We start from the raw sequence: 13583 nt of genomic DNA on the forward strand, positions 1-13583 counted from the left end.
TGGGGCGCAGGCCGCGCCCGTGCATGAAGCCTAGACGAGGGCGGTGACAGCGCGACCGACCACGCCGCCCGCGCGCAGATCCGGACCGTAGGCTGGAGGCATGCATGCCGCCATCGCCGCGCTCGCGGCCGTCCTCCTCCTGCCCGCCCACGCATCCGTCATCGACTCGACGCCCGCCGACGGCGACACCCTCACCGCGCAGCCGGGCACGTTCAGCGTCGTCATGAACGAGGAGATCCTCGCGCTCGAGGGCGCCGACGGCGGCAACGCGATGCAGCTGACCGACGCCGAGGGCCGCTTCTACGGCGACGGCTGCCTCGCCGTCGACGGCGACACGCTCTCGCTCGACGCCGAGCTCGGCGAGGCGGGCGACTACACGCTCACCTACCAGATCGTCTCGGCCGACGGCCACCCGGTCGACGGCACCGTCGCCTTCGCGTTCGAGCCCGAGGCCGGCGCCGAGGGCGCCCCCGGGGCCGAGACCGCGCCGGTGTGCGGGGAGGCCGCCGAGGAGACCCCCGCGGCGACGGAGCCCGCCGAGCCCGAGGCGACCTCCGACGCCCCGGCCGCCACGGCATCCGCCGACCAGGGCACGGGCGCCGAGGAGCCGGCCGAGGCGGAGGGCCAGTTCCCGTTCGTCGCGATCGGCATCCTCGCGGTGCTCGGCGTGCTCGCGGTGATCGCGTACACGATCAACCGCGGCTCGCGCACCCGCCGCGACCGCGCCTGACGCACGGCGAAGGCCCGGCACCTCGAGGGGTGCCGGGCCTTCGTCTCGCTCGCTGCTGCTCAGCCGAGCAGCTGCGGCGCCGTCTTGCGGCTCGTGAGCACCTGGTCGATGAGGCCGTACTCGAGCGCCTCCTCGGCCGAGAGGAAGGTGTCGCGCTCGATGTCCTTCGACACCTGCTCGACCTCCTTCTTGGAGTGCTTCGACAGCGTCTCCTCGAGCCAGCCGCGCATGCGCAGCACCTCGCGCGCCTGGATCTCTATGTCGGATGCCTGGCCGCGGCCGGCGTCGGACGTCGCCGGCTGGTGGATGAGGATGCGGGCGTTCGGCAGCGCGAGGCGCTTGCCGGGCTCGCCCGCGGCGAGCAGCACGGCCGCGGCCGATGCCGCCTGGCCGAGGCACACGGTCTGCACCGCGGGCCGGATGTACTGCATCGTGTCGTAGATCGCCGTCATGGCCGTGAACGAGCCGCCGGGCGAGTTGATGTACATGACGATGTCGCGATCCGGGTCCTGGGACTCGAGCACGAGCAGCTGCGCCATGATGTCGTCGGCCGACGCGTCGTCGACCTGCACGCCGAGGAAGATGATGCGGTCCTCGAAGAGCTTCGCGTACGGGTCCTGGCGCTTGAAGCCGTAGGCCGTGCGCTCCTCGAAGCTCGGCAGGATGTAGCGCGAGCCGGGCATCTGGAGGGCGCTGCCGCCCGCCTGGAACGTGGGAGTCTCCATCAGTTGCCACCCTCCTGGCCGGTGCTGTCGTCGAGGGCGGAGTGGCCGTCCTCCTGGTCGGTGCCGCCGCCGCCGGTGACGTCGGCCGCCGACTCGCGCACGTGGTCGACGAAGCCGTACTCGAGCGCCTGCTGCGCCGTGAACCAGCGGTCGCGGTCGCCGTCGGCGTTGATCTGCTCGACGCTCTTGCCGGTGCGCTCGGCCGTGATCTCGGCGAGCCGCTTCTTCATGTCGAGGATGAGCTGCGCCTGCGTCTGGATGTCGCTCGAGGTGCCGCCGAAGCCGCCGTGGGGCTGGTGCAGCAGCACGCGCGCGTTGGGCGTGATGTAGCGCTTGCCGGCGGTGCCGGCGGTCAGCAGCAGCTGGCCCATCGACGCGGCCATGCCGATGCCGACGGTGACGATGTCGTTCGGCACGAACTGCATGGTGTCGTAGATCGCCATGCCGGCCGTGATCGAGCCGCCGGGCGAGTTGATGTAGAGGTAGATGTCCTTGTTCTGGTCCTCCGCGGCGAGCAGCAGGATCTTGGCGCAGATCTCGTTCGCGTTCTCGTCGCGCACCTCCTCGCCGAGCCAGATGATGCGATCGCGCAGCAGTCGGTCGAAGACCGAAGGCGCGAAGACGGGTTCAGCCACAGGTGACTCCTTCTCTCGGTTCGCTCCAACCCTAGGCGAGCGGCGCGGCGCGCTCGGCCGTGTTCGCCGCAGGCGGAGGCATGCGGAAGGGCCGGGCTTCCGCCCGGCCCCTTCGCTGTGGATCAGTCCTCGGCGTGCTGCTTCGCGAGGTTCGCCTCCGCCTCGCGGATGGCGCCCTCGATGTCGTCCTCGTCGGCCTCCGCCTTCGGCAGGAAGTCCGACAGGTCGACCGTCTCGCCCTTGTCGTCGACGACGGTGACGCGGCCGAGCAGGGTCGAGAGGGTCTTGCCGCGGAGGATGTCGCCGAGCAGCACCGGCAGCTGGCCGTTGGCCTCGAGCGCCTGGACGAGCTCCTGCGGAGCCATGCCGTACTGCGCCGCCTGCTGCACGATGATCTGCGTGAGCTCCTGCTGCGTGACCTGCAGGTCCTCCTCCTCGGCGAAGCGGTCGAAGAGCATCTGCTGCTTGAGCAGCTTCTGCGTCTCCTGGCGCACCTCCTCGCCGTGCTCGGCGTCCTCGGAGCGGTTCTCGGCCTCGAGGTGGCGGGCCACCTCGTCCTCGACGACCTGCGACGGGACCTCGATCTCGACGGCCTCGATGAGCTCGTCCTGCAGGCGCTGGCGCGCCTGCTCGGCCTGGCCGAGGCGGCTCGAGCGGCCCGCCTGCTCGCGCAGGTCGGCCTTCAGCTCGTCGATGGTGTCGAACTGGCTCGCCATCTGGGCGAAGTCGTCGTCGGCCTCGGGCAGCTCGCGCTCCTTGACGGCCTGCACGGTGACGCTCACCTCGGCGTCCTTGCCGGCGTGGTCGCCGCCGACCAGGGTCGACGTGAAGGTCGTCTCCTCGCCCGCGGTGAGCGACTCGACGGCCTCGTCGATGCCGTCGATGAGCTCGCCCGAGCCGACCTCGTAGGAGATGCCGCTCGCGGTGTCGACGGGCTCGCCGTCGATCGAGGCGGTGAGGTCGAGCGTGACGAAGTCGCCCTTCGCGGCCGGGCGGTCGACGGTCACGAGCGTGCCGAAGCGGGCGCGCAGCTCGTCGAGCTCCTGCTGGACGGCGTCGTCGCCGACCTCGATGGCGTCGACGGTGATCGTGCGGCCCTCGACCTCGGGGAGGTCGAAGTCGGGGCGGACGTCGACCTCGATCTCGAGCACGAGGTCGCCCGAGAAGTCCTTCACCTCGGGCCACGCGGTCACGTCGGCCTGCGGGCGGCCGAGCGGGCGGATGCCGGCCTCGGCGACGCCCTGGCGGTAGAACTCGTCGATCGACTGCGACACGGCCTGGTTGAGGATCTCCTCGCGGCCGACGCGCTGGTCGATGATCGCCGCAGGCACCTTGCCCTTGCGGAAGCCGGGCACGCTGATCTGCTCGGCGACGGTCTTGTACGCCTGGTCGATCGCGGGACGCAGCTCCTGGGGCTCGACGGCGATGGTGAGCTTCGTGCGCGTGTTCTCGATCTTCTCGACCGTGGTCTTCACGAGGGGGTCTCCTGAGGTTGATGGTGGTCGGGCCTGTGCGGCGCGGGCCCTGGGCCGCGCTGGCGCGCCAGATCCGCCGCGAGAGGGCGGACCACCGCCCGAGTCTACCGGCCCGTGCGCCCGCATCCCCAATCCGTCCGGGCCGCGGCTGCGAACCACCGGCATGACCTCCCTCGCCCTCGCGCCTCGGCCTGCAATACTCAGGCCGGTGGCGCGCGCGCACGTGCGCCGCGTGCACGTGGAGAGGGGACCTGTGGAGATCGACGTCGAGGAGTGCCTCGTGCGCGCCGCCGACGGCGACCAGCGCGCGTTCGCCGCGCTCTACGACGCGACCGCTCCGCGCGTGTTCGGCCTCGTGCTGCGCATCCTGGTCGACCGCGCGCAGGCCGAGGAGGTCGCGCAGGAGGTCTTCCTCGAGGCGTGGCGGCAGGCGAAGCGCTTCGACCCGAGCCGCGGCGCCGCCATCAGCTGGCTGCTGCAGATCGCGCACGCGCGCGCGGTCGACCGCGTGCGCTCCTCGCAGGCGCAGCGCGACCGCGACGCGCGCATCGGGATCCGCGACACCGCGGTGCCGGTCGACGTCGTCGCCGAGCAGGCCGAGGTCTCGCTCGACGCCGCCAGGGCGCGCAGCGCGCTCGGGCAGCTGAGCGACGCCCAGCGCGAGGCGATCGAGCTCGCCTACTTCGACGGGCTCACGCAGACCGAGATCGCCGAGCGCCTGGGGGCGCCGCTCGGCACGGTGAAGACGCGGATGCGCGACGGGCTCACACGCCTGCGCGGCATCCTGGGGGTGACGACATGAGCGACGACCGCCGGTCCGTCGACGACCTGGCCGCGGCATACGCGCTCGACGCGCTGACGCCCGAGGAGCGCGCGCGCTTCGAGGCAGAGGCCTCGCCCGAGGCGCGTGCCGAGGCCGCGGCGCTCGCCGACACCGCCACGCTGCTCGGCGGCGACCAGGCCGCTCCCCCGCCGAGCCTCCGCGCGAGCGTGCTCGACGCCATCGCGCGCGAGCCGCAGCTGCCCGCGACGGACGACGCGCCTCGCGCCGCAGCCCCGCTCGCCGCGCGCTCCGACGCGACCGGCACCGACGCATCCGGATCCGGCCTCGGCGCATCCGCCCCGGCAGGCGGCACCGGCCGCCGGCTCGGACCGGCCGAGCGGCGCGCCCGCGCGCGCTGGCAGCCGATGCGCGTGCTCGGCGCGGTCGCCGCGAGCGCCGCGCTGCTCGTCGTCGGCATTGCCATCGGCACGCAGCTCGGCGCCGACCCGCGGCAGGAGGCGCTCGGCGCCGTCGTGAGCGCGTCCGACGCGCAGCGCAGCGAGGTCGAGCTCGCCGACGGCACCGTCGCGACGGTGATCTGGTCGGCCGAGCAGGGCCAGTCGGCGATCCTCTTCGAGGGCCTGGGCGCCGCGCCCGAGGGCCGCACCTATCAGGCCTGGTACATCGACGCCGCGGGCCCGCACGACGCGGGCGTCTTCGACGCCGAGGGCGACTCCACCGCGATCGTGCTCGAGGGCGAGCTCTCGGCCGGCGCCGTCGTCGGCGTCACGGTCGAGCCGGCCGGCGGCTCCGAGGCGCCCACCACCGATCCGATCCTCGTCGTCGAGACCTGACGCATCCGCCGCCCGTGTCGGCGGCGGATGCGCGCGGCCGGGCTGGGATGATCGAGCGGTGTCAGACCTCTCGAGCGCGTCCTCGCGCGGCCGCCTGGGCCGGACGGCCATCGTCGTCGCGTCGATCGCCCTCGTCATCACCTGGAGCTCGGGCTTCGTGGGCGCCGAGCTCGCTGCTCGCGCCGACGGCGAGCCGATCACGGTGCTCGCGTGGCGCTTCGTCGTGCTCGCGGGGATCCTCGTGGCGACGATGCTCGTGCTGCGCCGCCGCTGGCCGGGTGCCCGCAGCTGGCTGCGGCAGGGCGCGATCGCGCTGCTGAGCCAGGCCGGCTACCTGCTGATGATCTTCGAGGGCGTGCGCTTCGGCGTCGACGGCGGCACCGCCGCGCTCATCGCCGCGCTGCAGCCGATGCTCGTCGCCACCGTCGCCGGCCGCTTCCTCGGCGAGCGCGCGAACGGGTGGATGTGGTTCGGCATGGTCGTGGGGCTCGCGGGCGTCGCGCTCGTCGTCTCGGGGCAGATCGGCGGCTCCGGCGCGCCGCTGTGGGCGCACGCGCTGCCGCTCGTCGGCGTGCTGTGCCTCGCCACGGGCACCGTGCTGCAGCGCCGCTGGCACATGCACGACGACCTGCTGCAGACGATCACCATGCAGTCGGTGGTCGCGGGCGCCGCGTTCATGCTCGTCGCGCTCGTGCGCGGCCACGCCGCGCCGCCGACGAGCCTCGCCGTGTGGGGCGCGGTCCTCTGGCTCGTGGTGCTCGCGAGCCTCGGCGGCTACGTGCTGTACGTCACCGTCACGCGCTCGCACGGCGCCACGTTCGTCAGCACCATGCTCTACCTCACGCCGCCGACGACGATGCTCTGGGTGTGGCTCTTCTTCGGCGTGCCGATCGCGCCGCTCGGCATCGCCGGGCTCGTGGTCGCCGCGGTGGGCGTGGCGATCGTGCTGACCGCGCAGCGGCGGGCCTCCGCCGCCTGACCGCGCTCAGCCCTCGTCGGCGAGCAGCGCCTCGACGTCGGGCAGGTCGCGGAAGCCCCCGAAGGTGCCCTGCTCGGCGATCTCCCGGGCGGCCCCGAGCCATCCGCCCCACGCCGCCCGCGCGAGCGTGCCGCCGACGCTGATGCGGCGCACGCCGAGCGCGGCGGCCTCCGCGACCGTGATCCAGGGCGCGTTGACCAGCAGGTTGACGGGCTTCGGCGCCACCGCCTCCACGATCGCCGAGATCTCGGCGCGCGTCGAGATCCGCGGCGCGTAGAGGCAGTCCGCGCCCGCCTGGGCGTACGCGACGAGCCGGTCGACCGTGTCGTCGAGGTCCGGATGCCCGACGACGTAGCCCTCGGAGCGCGCGGTCAGGAGCACGCGGGTGCCGCTGCGGTCGATCGCCTCCCGCGCGGCGCGGACTCGCTCGACGGCGAGCGCGCGCTCGTACAGGGGTGAGCCGGCGTCGCCGGTGGCGTCCTCGATGGAGAGCCCCGCGACGCCGGTCTCGACCGCGACCGCCACGGTGCCGGCCACGGCGTCGGGCTCGACGGCGTAGCCGCCCTGGAAGTCGGCGCTCACGGGCACCGCGACCGCTGCCGCGACGGCGCTCAGATGCGCGAGGGACTCGTCGAGCGCGAGGCGGGCGTCCTGCATGCCGAGCGCCCACGCCGCGCCGGCGCTCGTGGTCGCGAGCGCGGGGAAGCCGAGCCGCTCGAGGATGCGGGCGCTGCCGAGGTCCCACGGGTTCGGCATGACGAAGCAGCCGGCGGCGTGCAGGCGGTGGAGCTCGACGACTCGCGGATCGGCCACGGAGCCTCCTCGACGATCGCCCTCGGCCTGCAGCGCGACGCTATGCCCGTGCGCCCGCTCCCGCAAGGGGCTCCGTGCCGGACCGCTCGGGCACGCCGAGGAGGCAGCTCGGCGAGGAGCCCCTGCGCGAACGGCGAGAGGACGACCATGCCGATGCCGTCGCCCGTGGCTCGCTCAGGACCAGCGCGCGAGCGCGAGCGCGACGAGCGCGAGGCCGGCGGCCAGCAGCCCCATCGCCGCGTAGGAGCCGGTCGCGACGGCCAGCAGCGGGCCGAGCGCCGGGCCGAGCGCGGTGACGGCGGTGATCGGCGCCGCGAACGCGCCGTTCAGCGCGCCGTAGCCGCGCGGCCCCCAGCGCTCCACCACCGCGGAGCCCTGCACGAGCGTCTGCGCGCCGCGCACGGCGCCCGCGGCGACACCGATCGCGATGAGCAGCCACGGCGGGCCGGGCACGAGCGACAGCAGCGCCAGCACGATCGCGGCGAGCCCAGCCGTCGTCGCGAGCGGCACCCACGGCGACGCGGCGCGCGGCAGCGCCACGTAGAGCAGCCGCCCGGCCACCTGGCCGGCGCCCAGCAGGCCGAGGCCCCACGCGGCGAGCTCGTACGTGAGCCCCTTCTCGGTGAGCAGCGGGATGGCGGCGAGCGTCACCATGTACAGGGCCGCGGCCACCGCGATCATGGCGACCTCGAGCATCCAGAACCGGCGGGTGCGCAGCACCGCGGCGACCGACGGCGGCGGCGCGTGCTCGCCGCTCGCCTCGCGGGCGGGCCAGGAGCGCTCGAGCGACCACCAGTGCAGCGGGGTCGTGAACGCGACGAGCACGACCGCGAGCACGAGCAGCGTCGTGCGCCAGTCGAGCACGCCGAGCAGCGCGGCGGTGAGGGGGGCGAACGCGGTCGAGGCGAGCCCGCCGGCGAGGGTGACGACCGTCATCGCCCGGCGGCGCGCGCCGCCGCCCTGCGCGTCGCCGTGGCGCCGCGTGAGCAGCGTGAACGCCGCCTGGTAGAGCACCGCCGACTGGCCGAGGCCGACGACCACCCAGGCCGCGGCGAACCCGGGCACGGTGGTCGCGGCCGCGGCCATCGCGAGCCCGCTGGCGCCGACCAGGCTGCCGAGCGTCATGACGAGCCGCGGGCCGCGATCGTCGAGCCAGCGGCCGACGACGATGCCGGCGGCGGCGGATGCGACGAGGCCGGCCGAGAAGCAGAGCATCACGACGGGCAGTCCCCAGCCGGTGTCCGCCGCGACAGCGGGCGCCGCGACGATGAGCCCGTAGTAGAGGATGCCCCAGCTGACGACCTGGCCGACCGAGAGCGCCGCCAGCCGGGCGACGGGCCCGGGCGAGCGGCGCGCGGCGACGGCGCGGCCGCTCACCCGAGGCCCCGCGTCAGAGGCCGCGCAGCACGGCGGCGGTCTGCTCGAGCGTGCCGCGCACGACCGAGTAGTACGCCCACTTGCCGCGCTGCTCGCGCTCGACGAGCCCGGCCTCCGCGAGCACGCGCATGTGGTGCGACACGGTGCCCTGCGAGAGCCCCACAGGCGCCGTGAGGTCGCAGACGCACGCCTCGCCGCGCGCGCCTGCCGCGATGAGCGACAGCAGCCGCACGCGCGTCGGGTCGCCGAGCGCCTTCCCGACCTTCGCGAGGCGCTCGGCCTCGTCGCGCGGCATGCCGGCGTCGGCCTCGGGCGCGCAGCAGCCGTCGGCCGCGGGGGCGTCAATCGGTGCGTCGGTGATGGTCATGCGGGCAGTCTGCCACACAGATTGACAAACATCGATACGTCGTGCACGATCAACGCATCGATCACCTTCGATACGACCAGTCCCGATGAGGAGACAGCCATGCACGACCTTCCCGTCATCGTCGTCGGCGCCGGCCCGCAGGGCCTCGCCGCCGCCGCGCACCTGCTCGAGCGCGGCTTCGAGCCGCTCGTGCTCGAGCGCGGCGACGCGGCAGGCGCCTCCGTGTCGGAGTGGAGCCACGTGCGGCTCTTCTCCGCGTGGGACGAGCTGGTCGACTCGGCGAGCCGCCGCCTGCTCGAGGCCTCGGGCACGCCCATCCCGACGCGCGGCTACCCCAAGGGCTCCGCCTGGGTGCGCGACTACCTGCAGCCGCTCGCCGCGGCGCTCGGCGACCGCGTGCGCTACGGCCAGGAGGTCGTCTCGATCAGCCGCCGAGGGCGCGACAAGGTGGTCGACGCCGGGCGCGCCGAGCAGCCGTTCGTCGTGCGCACCGTCGACCGCGACGGCGTCGAGCGGCGCCTGCTCGCCCAGGCCGTGCTCGACGCATCCGGCACGTGGCGCACGCCCGCGCCCGCCGGCGCCGACGGCACCCCCGCGCTCGGCGAGCGCGCCGCCGCCGACCGCATCGACTACCGCATCCCCGCCGAGGTCGCCGAGCTGGCAGGCGCGCACGTCGCCGTCGTCGGCGCCGGCCACTCCGCGACGCACGCCGTGCTGCGGCTCGCCGAGCTCGCCGAGCGCAGCCCCGGCACGCGGGTGACGTGGCTGCTGCGGCGCGCATCGGCCGAGGGTGCGCTCGGCGGCGGGGAGGCGGATGCGCTCCCCCAGCGGGCCGCGCTCGGCTCGCGAGCGAGGAAGGCGATCGAGCAGGGCCTCGTCGAGGTCGTGACCGGCTTCCGCCTCGACGAGGTGCGCCGAGCGGGCGACGGGATCGTGCTCGTCGGCGACGACGGCCGCGAGGTGGGCCCGGTCGTGCGGCTCTTCGCGCTCACGGGCTTCCGCCCCGACCTCTCGATCCTGTCGGAGGTGCGCGTCGCGGTCGACCCGTCGCTCGACGCGGTCGCGGGCCTCGCCGCCGAGATCGACCCCAACGTCCACTCGTGCGGCACGGTCGCCGCGACCGGCGTCGCCGAACTCGCCCAGCCCGAGCCCGGCCTGTTCGTCATCGGCGCGAAGAGCTACGGCCGCGCGCCGACGTTCCTCGCGCTCACGGGCTACGAGCAGGTGCGCAGCGTCGTCGCGCACCTGGCCGGCGACCACGAGGCGGCCGCCCGCAACGAGCTCGTGCTGCCCGAGACCGGCGTGTGCGGCGGAGCGGGCGACTTCGGCGGCACCTGCTGCGCCGCTCCGGCGCCGGCGCAGGCCGAGCGGGCCGAGGCCGTCGCCGTCTGAGGGGGCCGTTCGCCGGGCGCTGGCCCGGCGATCAGGCCCGGCCGGTCGGCGGAGCGCCGCCCGCGCGGGCGTCGAGCATCGCGCCGTAGCCCTCCTCGAAGGAGGGGAACCGCAGGTCGCCGAGGAGCGCCAGCAGCCGGTCGCCGGCGAGCACCGTGCCGCCGGCGACCTCCGGCAGGATGCGCGGCGGCGGCTCGACGCCCAGCCGCGCGGCGATCCAGCCGACCACCTCGCCGAGCGGCGCCGGGCGCCGGTCGACCGCGTGCAGCAGATGCGGCGGGTCGGCGGCCATCAGCATCGCCTCGAGGGCGCGCACGAGGTCGGTCTCGTGGATGCGATTGGTGCGCTGCGCGTGCTGCACGGGCGTGCGCTCGAGCACCGTGCGCACGAGCCGCTCCCGGCCGGGGCCGTAGATGCCCGCGGGACGCACCACGAGCGCGCCGAGCCGCTCGCGGGCGACGCGCTCGCCTTCGAGCAGCGTCCTGGCGCGCGCCGAGACCGGCGCCGGCGCATCCGCCTCCGTGCGCACCTCCGCGCCGGCGAGGCCCTCGAGCACGCGCGTCGAGGAGACGAGCACCACGCGGCTCGGCGGCTCCGGCAGCGCGTCGGCGAGGTGCTGCAGCGAGCGCACGTACGCGTCGTCGTCGGGGCCGGGCGGCAGCGTCACGACCATCGCGTCGACCTCCGGCAGCAGCCCGCGAGGCACCGGCTCGCCGAGGTCGACGGCGAGCGGCGACAGCGCTGCGGGCAGCGCCTCGGTGCGGCGGCGGAGCGCGACGGCCTCGCCGCCGCCCGCGGCGAGGCGCAGGCCGAGACGGGTGCCGACCTGCCCGCATCCGACGAGCAGCGTGCGTTGCGCCGCCGTCTCCGAACCCATGTCGGGGTGACAGGATGCGAACCCGCGGGTCGGCGCGTCGCTGCCCCCGGCCCGACTCCCCATCCCGGCACGCACGTCGGGGCGACAGGATTCGAACCTGCGACCTCCCGCCCCCAAAGCGGGCGCTCTAGCCAAGCTGAGCTACGCCCCGTCGGGATCGCTCCCGTACGACGGGGAAGTCTATCGGCGCACGCCAACGCCGCCGCACGCGAGCGGCGGTGGAACTGGGACCCCTTGCACCGAACGGGGTCCCGTTCCCGGGCCGCGCCGCGCCGCTACAGCGTCCGCTCGCGGATCATCCGCGCGAGCTCGAGCCCCGAGTCCTTCACCGTGCGCTCCTGCGTGTCGTAGTCGACCCGCACGATGCCGAAGCGCTTGTGGTAGCCCCACGCCCACTCGTAGTTGTCGAGCAGCGACCAGTACATGTAGCCCTTGACCGGCACGCCCGCGTCGATCGCGTCGAGGATCGCGCCCACGTGCGCGCGCAGGAACTCGACCCGCTCGGCGTCGTGGATCCGCGCCTCGCCGGTCGCCGCATCCGTCACCACCTCATCGTCGTAGGCGGCGCCGTTCTCGGTCACCCAGATCTCGACGCCCTTCGGCCCCGCGTACTCCTCGTGCACGCGCCGCAGCAGCCGCGTGAGCCCCTCGGGCTGCACCTCCCAGCCCATGGTCGTCGTGGGCAGGCCGCGCGGGTGCATGTGCACGCCGTCGGCGGCCGGGTACGGGCTGCCGACGGGGCGGTCGGTCGGCGCGTCCTGCAGCAGCGGCTCGGCGGGAGGCTCGAACGAGCACGCGTCGCCGTGGTAGTAGTTCACGCCCAGCACGTCGATCGGCGAGCCGATGATCGCGAGGTCGCCCTCCTGCACCACGGCGTCGAGGCCGAGGTGGCCGACGTCGGCGAGCAGCGTCTCGGGGTAGCTGCCGCGCAGGATCGGATCGATGAAGAAGCGGTTGAACTGCTCGTCGATGCGGCGCGCGGCGTCGCGGTCGGATGCGCTGTCAGGGTCGACCGGGTCGGCCACGGTGAGGTTCAGGGTGATGCCGAGCCGCTCGGCGCCGGCCTCGCGGAGCGCCTGCACCGCCATGCCGTGCGCGAGCAGCAGGTGGTGGCCGGCGGCGAGGCCGTCGGCGACGCTCTGCCGGCCGGGGGCGTGCGCGCCGGCCGTGTAGGAGAGGAACGACGAGCACCAGGGCTCGTTGAGCGTCGTCCAGTTCTGCACGCGGTCGCCGAGCCGCTCGTGCACGGCGAGCGCGTAGTCGACGAAGCGGCTCGCGGTGTCGCGCGCGGGCCAGCCGCCGGCCTCCTCGAGCGCCTGCGGGAGATCCCAGTGGTAGAGCGTCAGCCACGGGAGGATGTCGGCGCCCAGCAGCTCGTCGACGAGCCGCGAGTAGAAGTCGAGGCCCTTCGCGTTCGGCGCGCCGCCGTCGGGGCAGACGCGCGCCCAGCTCGTCGAGAAGCGGTACGTCTGCAGGCCCAGCTCGCGCATGAGCGCGACGTCGTCGGGCATGCGGTGGTAGTGGTCGCACGCGACGTCGCCGGTGTGGCCGTCGATCACGGCGCCGGGCACGCGGGCGAAGGCGTCCCAGATGCCCGGGCGGCGGCCGTCCTCGGCCGCGGCGCCCTCGATCTGGTAGGCGGCGGTCGCGCCGCCGAGGATGAGGTCTGCTGGGATGCTGCGCTGCACCCGAGAAGCGTATCGGGGCGGATGCGCGGGCGCCGATGCGGTAGATTCGTGCAGTCCCGAGGCACGCGGCTCGGGGCGCGCGGGCGTAGCTCAATGGTAGAGCCTCAGTCTTCCAAACTGATTACGCGGGTTCGATTCCCGTCGCCCGCTCCCTCATCTCCGCCGGTCGAGCCGGCCGCGCAGCCGCCGAGTCGAGACCACATCGGCCGGCGCGCGAGGCGCAGCACAGCCGCTGCCGGTAGCGTGCCGGTGTGCATGCGCGACTGCGGACCCGCCCCCGCCGCCAAGGCTCGCCCCGGCTCGGCGCCGCGATGGTCGCCGCCGCCGCGCTGACGCTCGCCGCGTGCGTGGCCCTGCCGCCGGAGACGCCGGACGATCCCGCGATCCCGACCACGGCATCCCCGGCCTTCACCGACCTCGCTCCGCCGCCGACGACCAACGGGCCCACCGAGCCGCCCGTGCCCACGACGGCGCCGGGCGACTTCGCCTACGGCGAGACGGTCGTCATCCACACCGAGCGCGGCTCCACGTGGGAGGTGACGGCGCTGCGGTCGATCGACCCGGCCGACTCGCTCGCGCTGCAGACGGGCTCGACCCCGCGGGCGAACGAGCGCTTCGTGGTGCTCGAGCTCGAGATCGAGAACGTCGGCGTCATCACGACGCACCCCATGCACGACATGACGATCGGCTACCAGCCGGACGGCGCACCGCTGTCGGATCAGAACTCCGCCTCGACAGCAGCCGCCCCGAACGACCTCGGCTACGTGTGGGACTTCGCGCCCGGCGACCGCGAGTCGGTGCAGGTGATCGTCGCCGTGCGCGACGACGCGGCGACGACCGGCAGCTGGGTGTTCACGACGAACGACCGCGGCACGCTCGAGCCGGGCACCGTCTACCGCTTCGGCTGA

General features: G+C 74.6%; 14 protein-coding genes and 2 tRNA genes. 7 read left to right on the forward strand and 9 right to left on the reverse strand.

Annotated features, from left to right (window positions below; genetic code table 11):
* Window positions 1-100: 100 nt before the first annotated feature.
* Window positions 101-730 carry a copper resistance CopC family protein gene (locus FQ330_RS10905; RefSeq protein WP_146357511.1) on the forward strand — a complete coding sequence of 210 codons (630 nt, stop codon included), beginning with the start codon at window positions 101-103 and terminating at the stop codon, window positions 728-730.
* Window positions 731-789: 59 nt separating this feature from the next.
* Here the strand turns inward: FQ330_RS10905 and FQ330_RS10910 are convergent, their stop codons facing one another.
* From FQ330_RS10910 to tig, 3 genes are all read right to left on the reverse strand, one after another.
* Window positions 790-1455 (reverse strand): ATP-dependent Clp protease proteolytic subunit, encoded by a 666-nt coding sequence (locus tag FQ330_RS10910; RefSeq protein WP_146357513.1) that lies wholly within the window; start codon window positions 1453-1455, stop codon window positions 790-792.
* Window positions 1455-2090: an ATP-dependent Clp protease proteolytic subunit gene (locus tag FQ330_RS10915; RefSeq protein WP_128190251.1), complete on the reverse strand. Its 636-nt coding sequence runs from the start codon at window positions 2088-2090 to the stop codon at window positions 1455-1457. Before FQ330_RS10915 ends, FQ330_RS10910 begins: the two co-directional genes overlap by 1 nt.
* A 122-nt stretch (window positions 2091-2212) precedes the next feature.
* Window positions 2213-3565 (reverse strand): trigger factor, encoded by a 1353-nt coding sequence (tig, locus tag FQ330_RS10920; protein WP_146357515.1) that lies wholly within the window; start codon window positions 3563-3565, stop codon window positions 2213-2215.
* A 253-nt stretch (window positions 3566-3818) separates the two neighbouring features.
* On the opposite strand from tig, the gene sigK reads away from it, so the two are divergent.
* Genes sigK through FQ330_RS10935 form a run of 3 tightly spaced genes read left to right on the forward strand, consistent with a single transcriptional unit; the run spans window position 3819 to window position 6161 of the window.
* Entirely contained in the window at window positions 3819-4367 is a 549-nt protein-coding gene (gene sigK / locus FQ330_RS10925; protein WP_246990816.1) for an ECF RNA polymerase sigma factor SigK, read from the forward strand.
* Window positions 4364-5182, forward strand: coding sequence for an anti-sigma factor (locus FQ330_RS10930; RefSeq protein WP_146357519.1), 819 nt, complete (start codon window positions 4364-4366; stop codon window positions 5180-5182). The genes sigK and FQ330_RS10930 overlap by 4 nt, the downstream gene beginning before the upstream one ends.
* Window positions 5183-5240: 58 nt before the next feature.
* Complete coding sequence (locus tag FQ330_RS10935) at window positions 5241-6161, forward strand: DMT family transporter (RefSeq protein ID WP_225792824.1); 921 nt, start codon at window positions 5241-5243, stop codon at window positions 6159-6161.
* 6 nt (window positions 6162-6167) lie between these two features.
* Here FQ330_RS10935 and FQ330_RS10940 read toward each other — a convergent pair whose 3' ends face one another.
* From FQ330_RS10940 to FQ330_RS10950, 3 genes are all read right to left on the reverse strand, one after another.
* Entirely contained in the window at window positions 6168-6974 is an 807-nt protein-coding gene (locus FQ330_RS10940) for an isocitrate lyase/PEP mutase family protein (protein ID WP_225792825.1), read from the reverse strand.
* Between the two features lie 174 nt (window positions 6975-7148).
* Window positions 7149-8351 (reverse strand): MFS transporter, encoded by a 1203-nt coding sequence (locus FQ330_RS10945; RefSeq protein WP_146357521.1) that lies wholly within the window; start codon window positions 8349-8351, stop codon window positions 7149-7151.
* Window positions 8352-8364: 13 nt separating this feature from the next.
* Entirely contained in the window at window positions 8365-8718 is a 354-nt protein-coding gene (locus tag FQ330_RS10950) for an ArsR/SmtB family transcription factor (protein ID WP_128190679.1), read from the reverse strand.
* A gap of 99 nt (window positions 8719-8817) precedes the next feature.
* Between FQ330_RS10950 and FQ330_RS10955 the strand changes: the two genes are divergently transcribed.
* Entirely contained in the window at window positions 8818-10110 is a 1293-nt protein-coding gene (locus FQ330_RS10955) for an FAD-dependent oxidoreductase (protein ID WP_146357523.1), read from the forward strand.
* Between the two features lie 31 nt (window positions 10111-10141).
* Here FQ330_RS10955 and FQ330_RS10960 read toward each other — a convergent pair whose 3' ends face one another.
* From FQ330_RS10960 to FQ330_RS10970, 3 genes are all read right to left on the reverse strand, one after another.
* On the reverse strand, window positions 10142-10987 hold the full coding sequence (locus FQ330_RS10960) for a sugar nucleotide-binding protein (protein WP_192575930.1): 846 nt from the start codon (window positions 10985-10987) through the stop codon (window positions 10142-10144).
* Between the two features lie 76 nt (window positions 10988-11063).
* Window positions 11064-11138 (reverse strand) — tRNA-Pro (locus FQ330_RS10965).
* Window positions 11139-11262: 124 nt separating this feature from the next.
* Entirely contained in the window at window positions 11263-12675 is a 1413-nt protein-coding gene (locus FQ330_RS10970; RefSeq protein ID WP_146357527.1) for a GH1 family beta-glucosidase, read from the reverse strand.
* 79 nt (window positions 12676-12754) lie between these two features.
* On the opposite strand from FQ330_RS10970, the gene FQ330_RS10975 reads away from it, so the two are divergent.
* Together FQ330_RS10975 and FQ330_RS10980 are read left to right on the forward strand one after the other, a co-directional pair.
* Window positions 12755-12825: transfer RNA gene (locus FQ330_RS10975), tRNA-Gly, on the forward strand.
* Between the two features lie 101 nt (window positions 12826-12926).
* Entirely contained in the window at window positions 12927-13583 is a 657-nt protein-coding gene (locus FQ330_RS10980; protein ID WP_128188492.1) for a hypothetical protein, read from the forward strand.

It is taken from the genome of Agrococcus sediminis, from assembly GCF_007923295.1.
GTDB classification, from domain to species: Bacteria; Actinomycetota; Actinomycetes; order Actinomycetales; family Microbacteriaceae; genus Agrococcus; species Agrococcus sediminis.

What these genes read in the sequence shown, in the direction of transcription:
- FQ330_RS10905 (WP_146357511.1), top strand. Translation starts at nt 101, where the DNA reads ATGCATGCCGCCATCGCCGCGCTCGCGGCCGTCCTCCTCCTGCCCGCC.
- FQ330_RS10910 (WP_146357513.1), bottom strand. Translation starts at nt 1,455, where the DNA reads ATGGAGACTCCCACGTTCCAGGCGGGCGGCAGCGCCCTCCAGATGCCC.
- FQ330_RS10930 (WP_146357519.1), top strand. Translation starts at nt 4,364, where the DNA reads ATGAGCGACGACCGCCGGTCCGTCGACGACCTGGCCGCGGCATACGCG.
- FQ330_RS10950 (WP_128190679.1), bottom strand. Translation starts at nt 8,718, where the DNA reads ATGACCATCACCGACGCACCGATTGACGCCCCCGCGGCCGACGGCTGC.
- FQ330_RS10955 (WP_146357523.1), top strand. Translation starts at nt 8,818, where the DNA reads ATGCACGACCTTCCCGTCATCGTCGTCGGCGCCGGCCCGCAGGGCCTC.
- FQ330_RS10960 (WP_192575930.1), bottom strand. Translation starts at nt 10,987, where the DNA reads ATGGGTTCGGAGACGGCGGCGCAACGCACGCTGCTCGTCGGATGCGGG.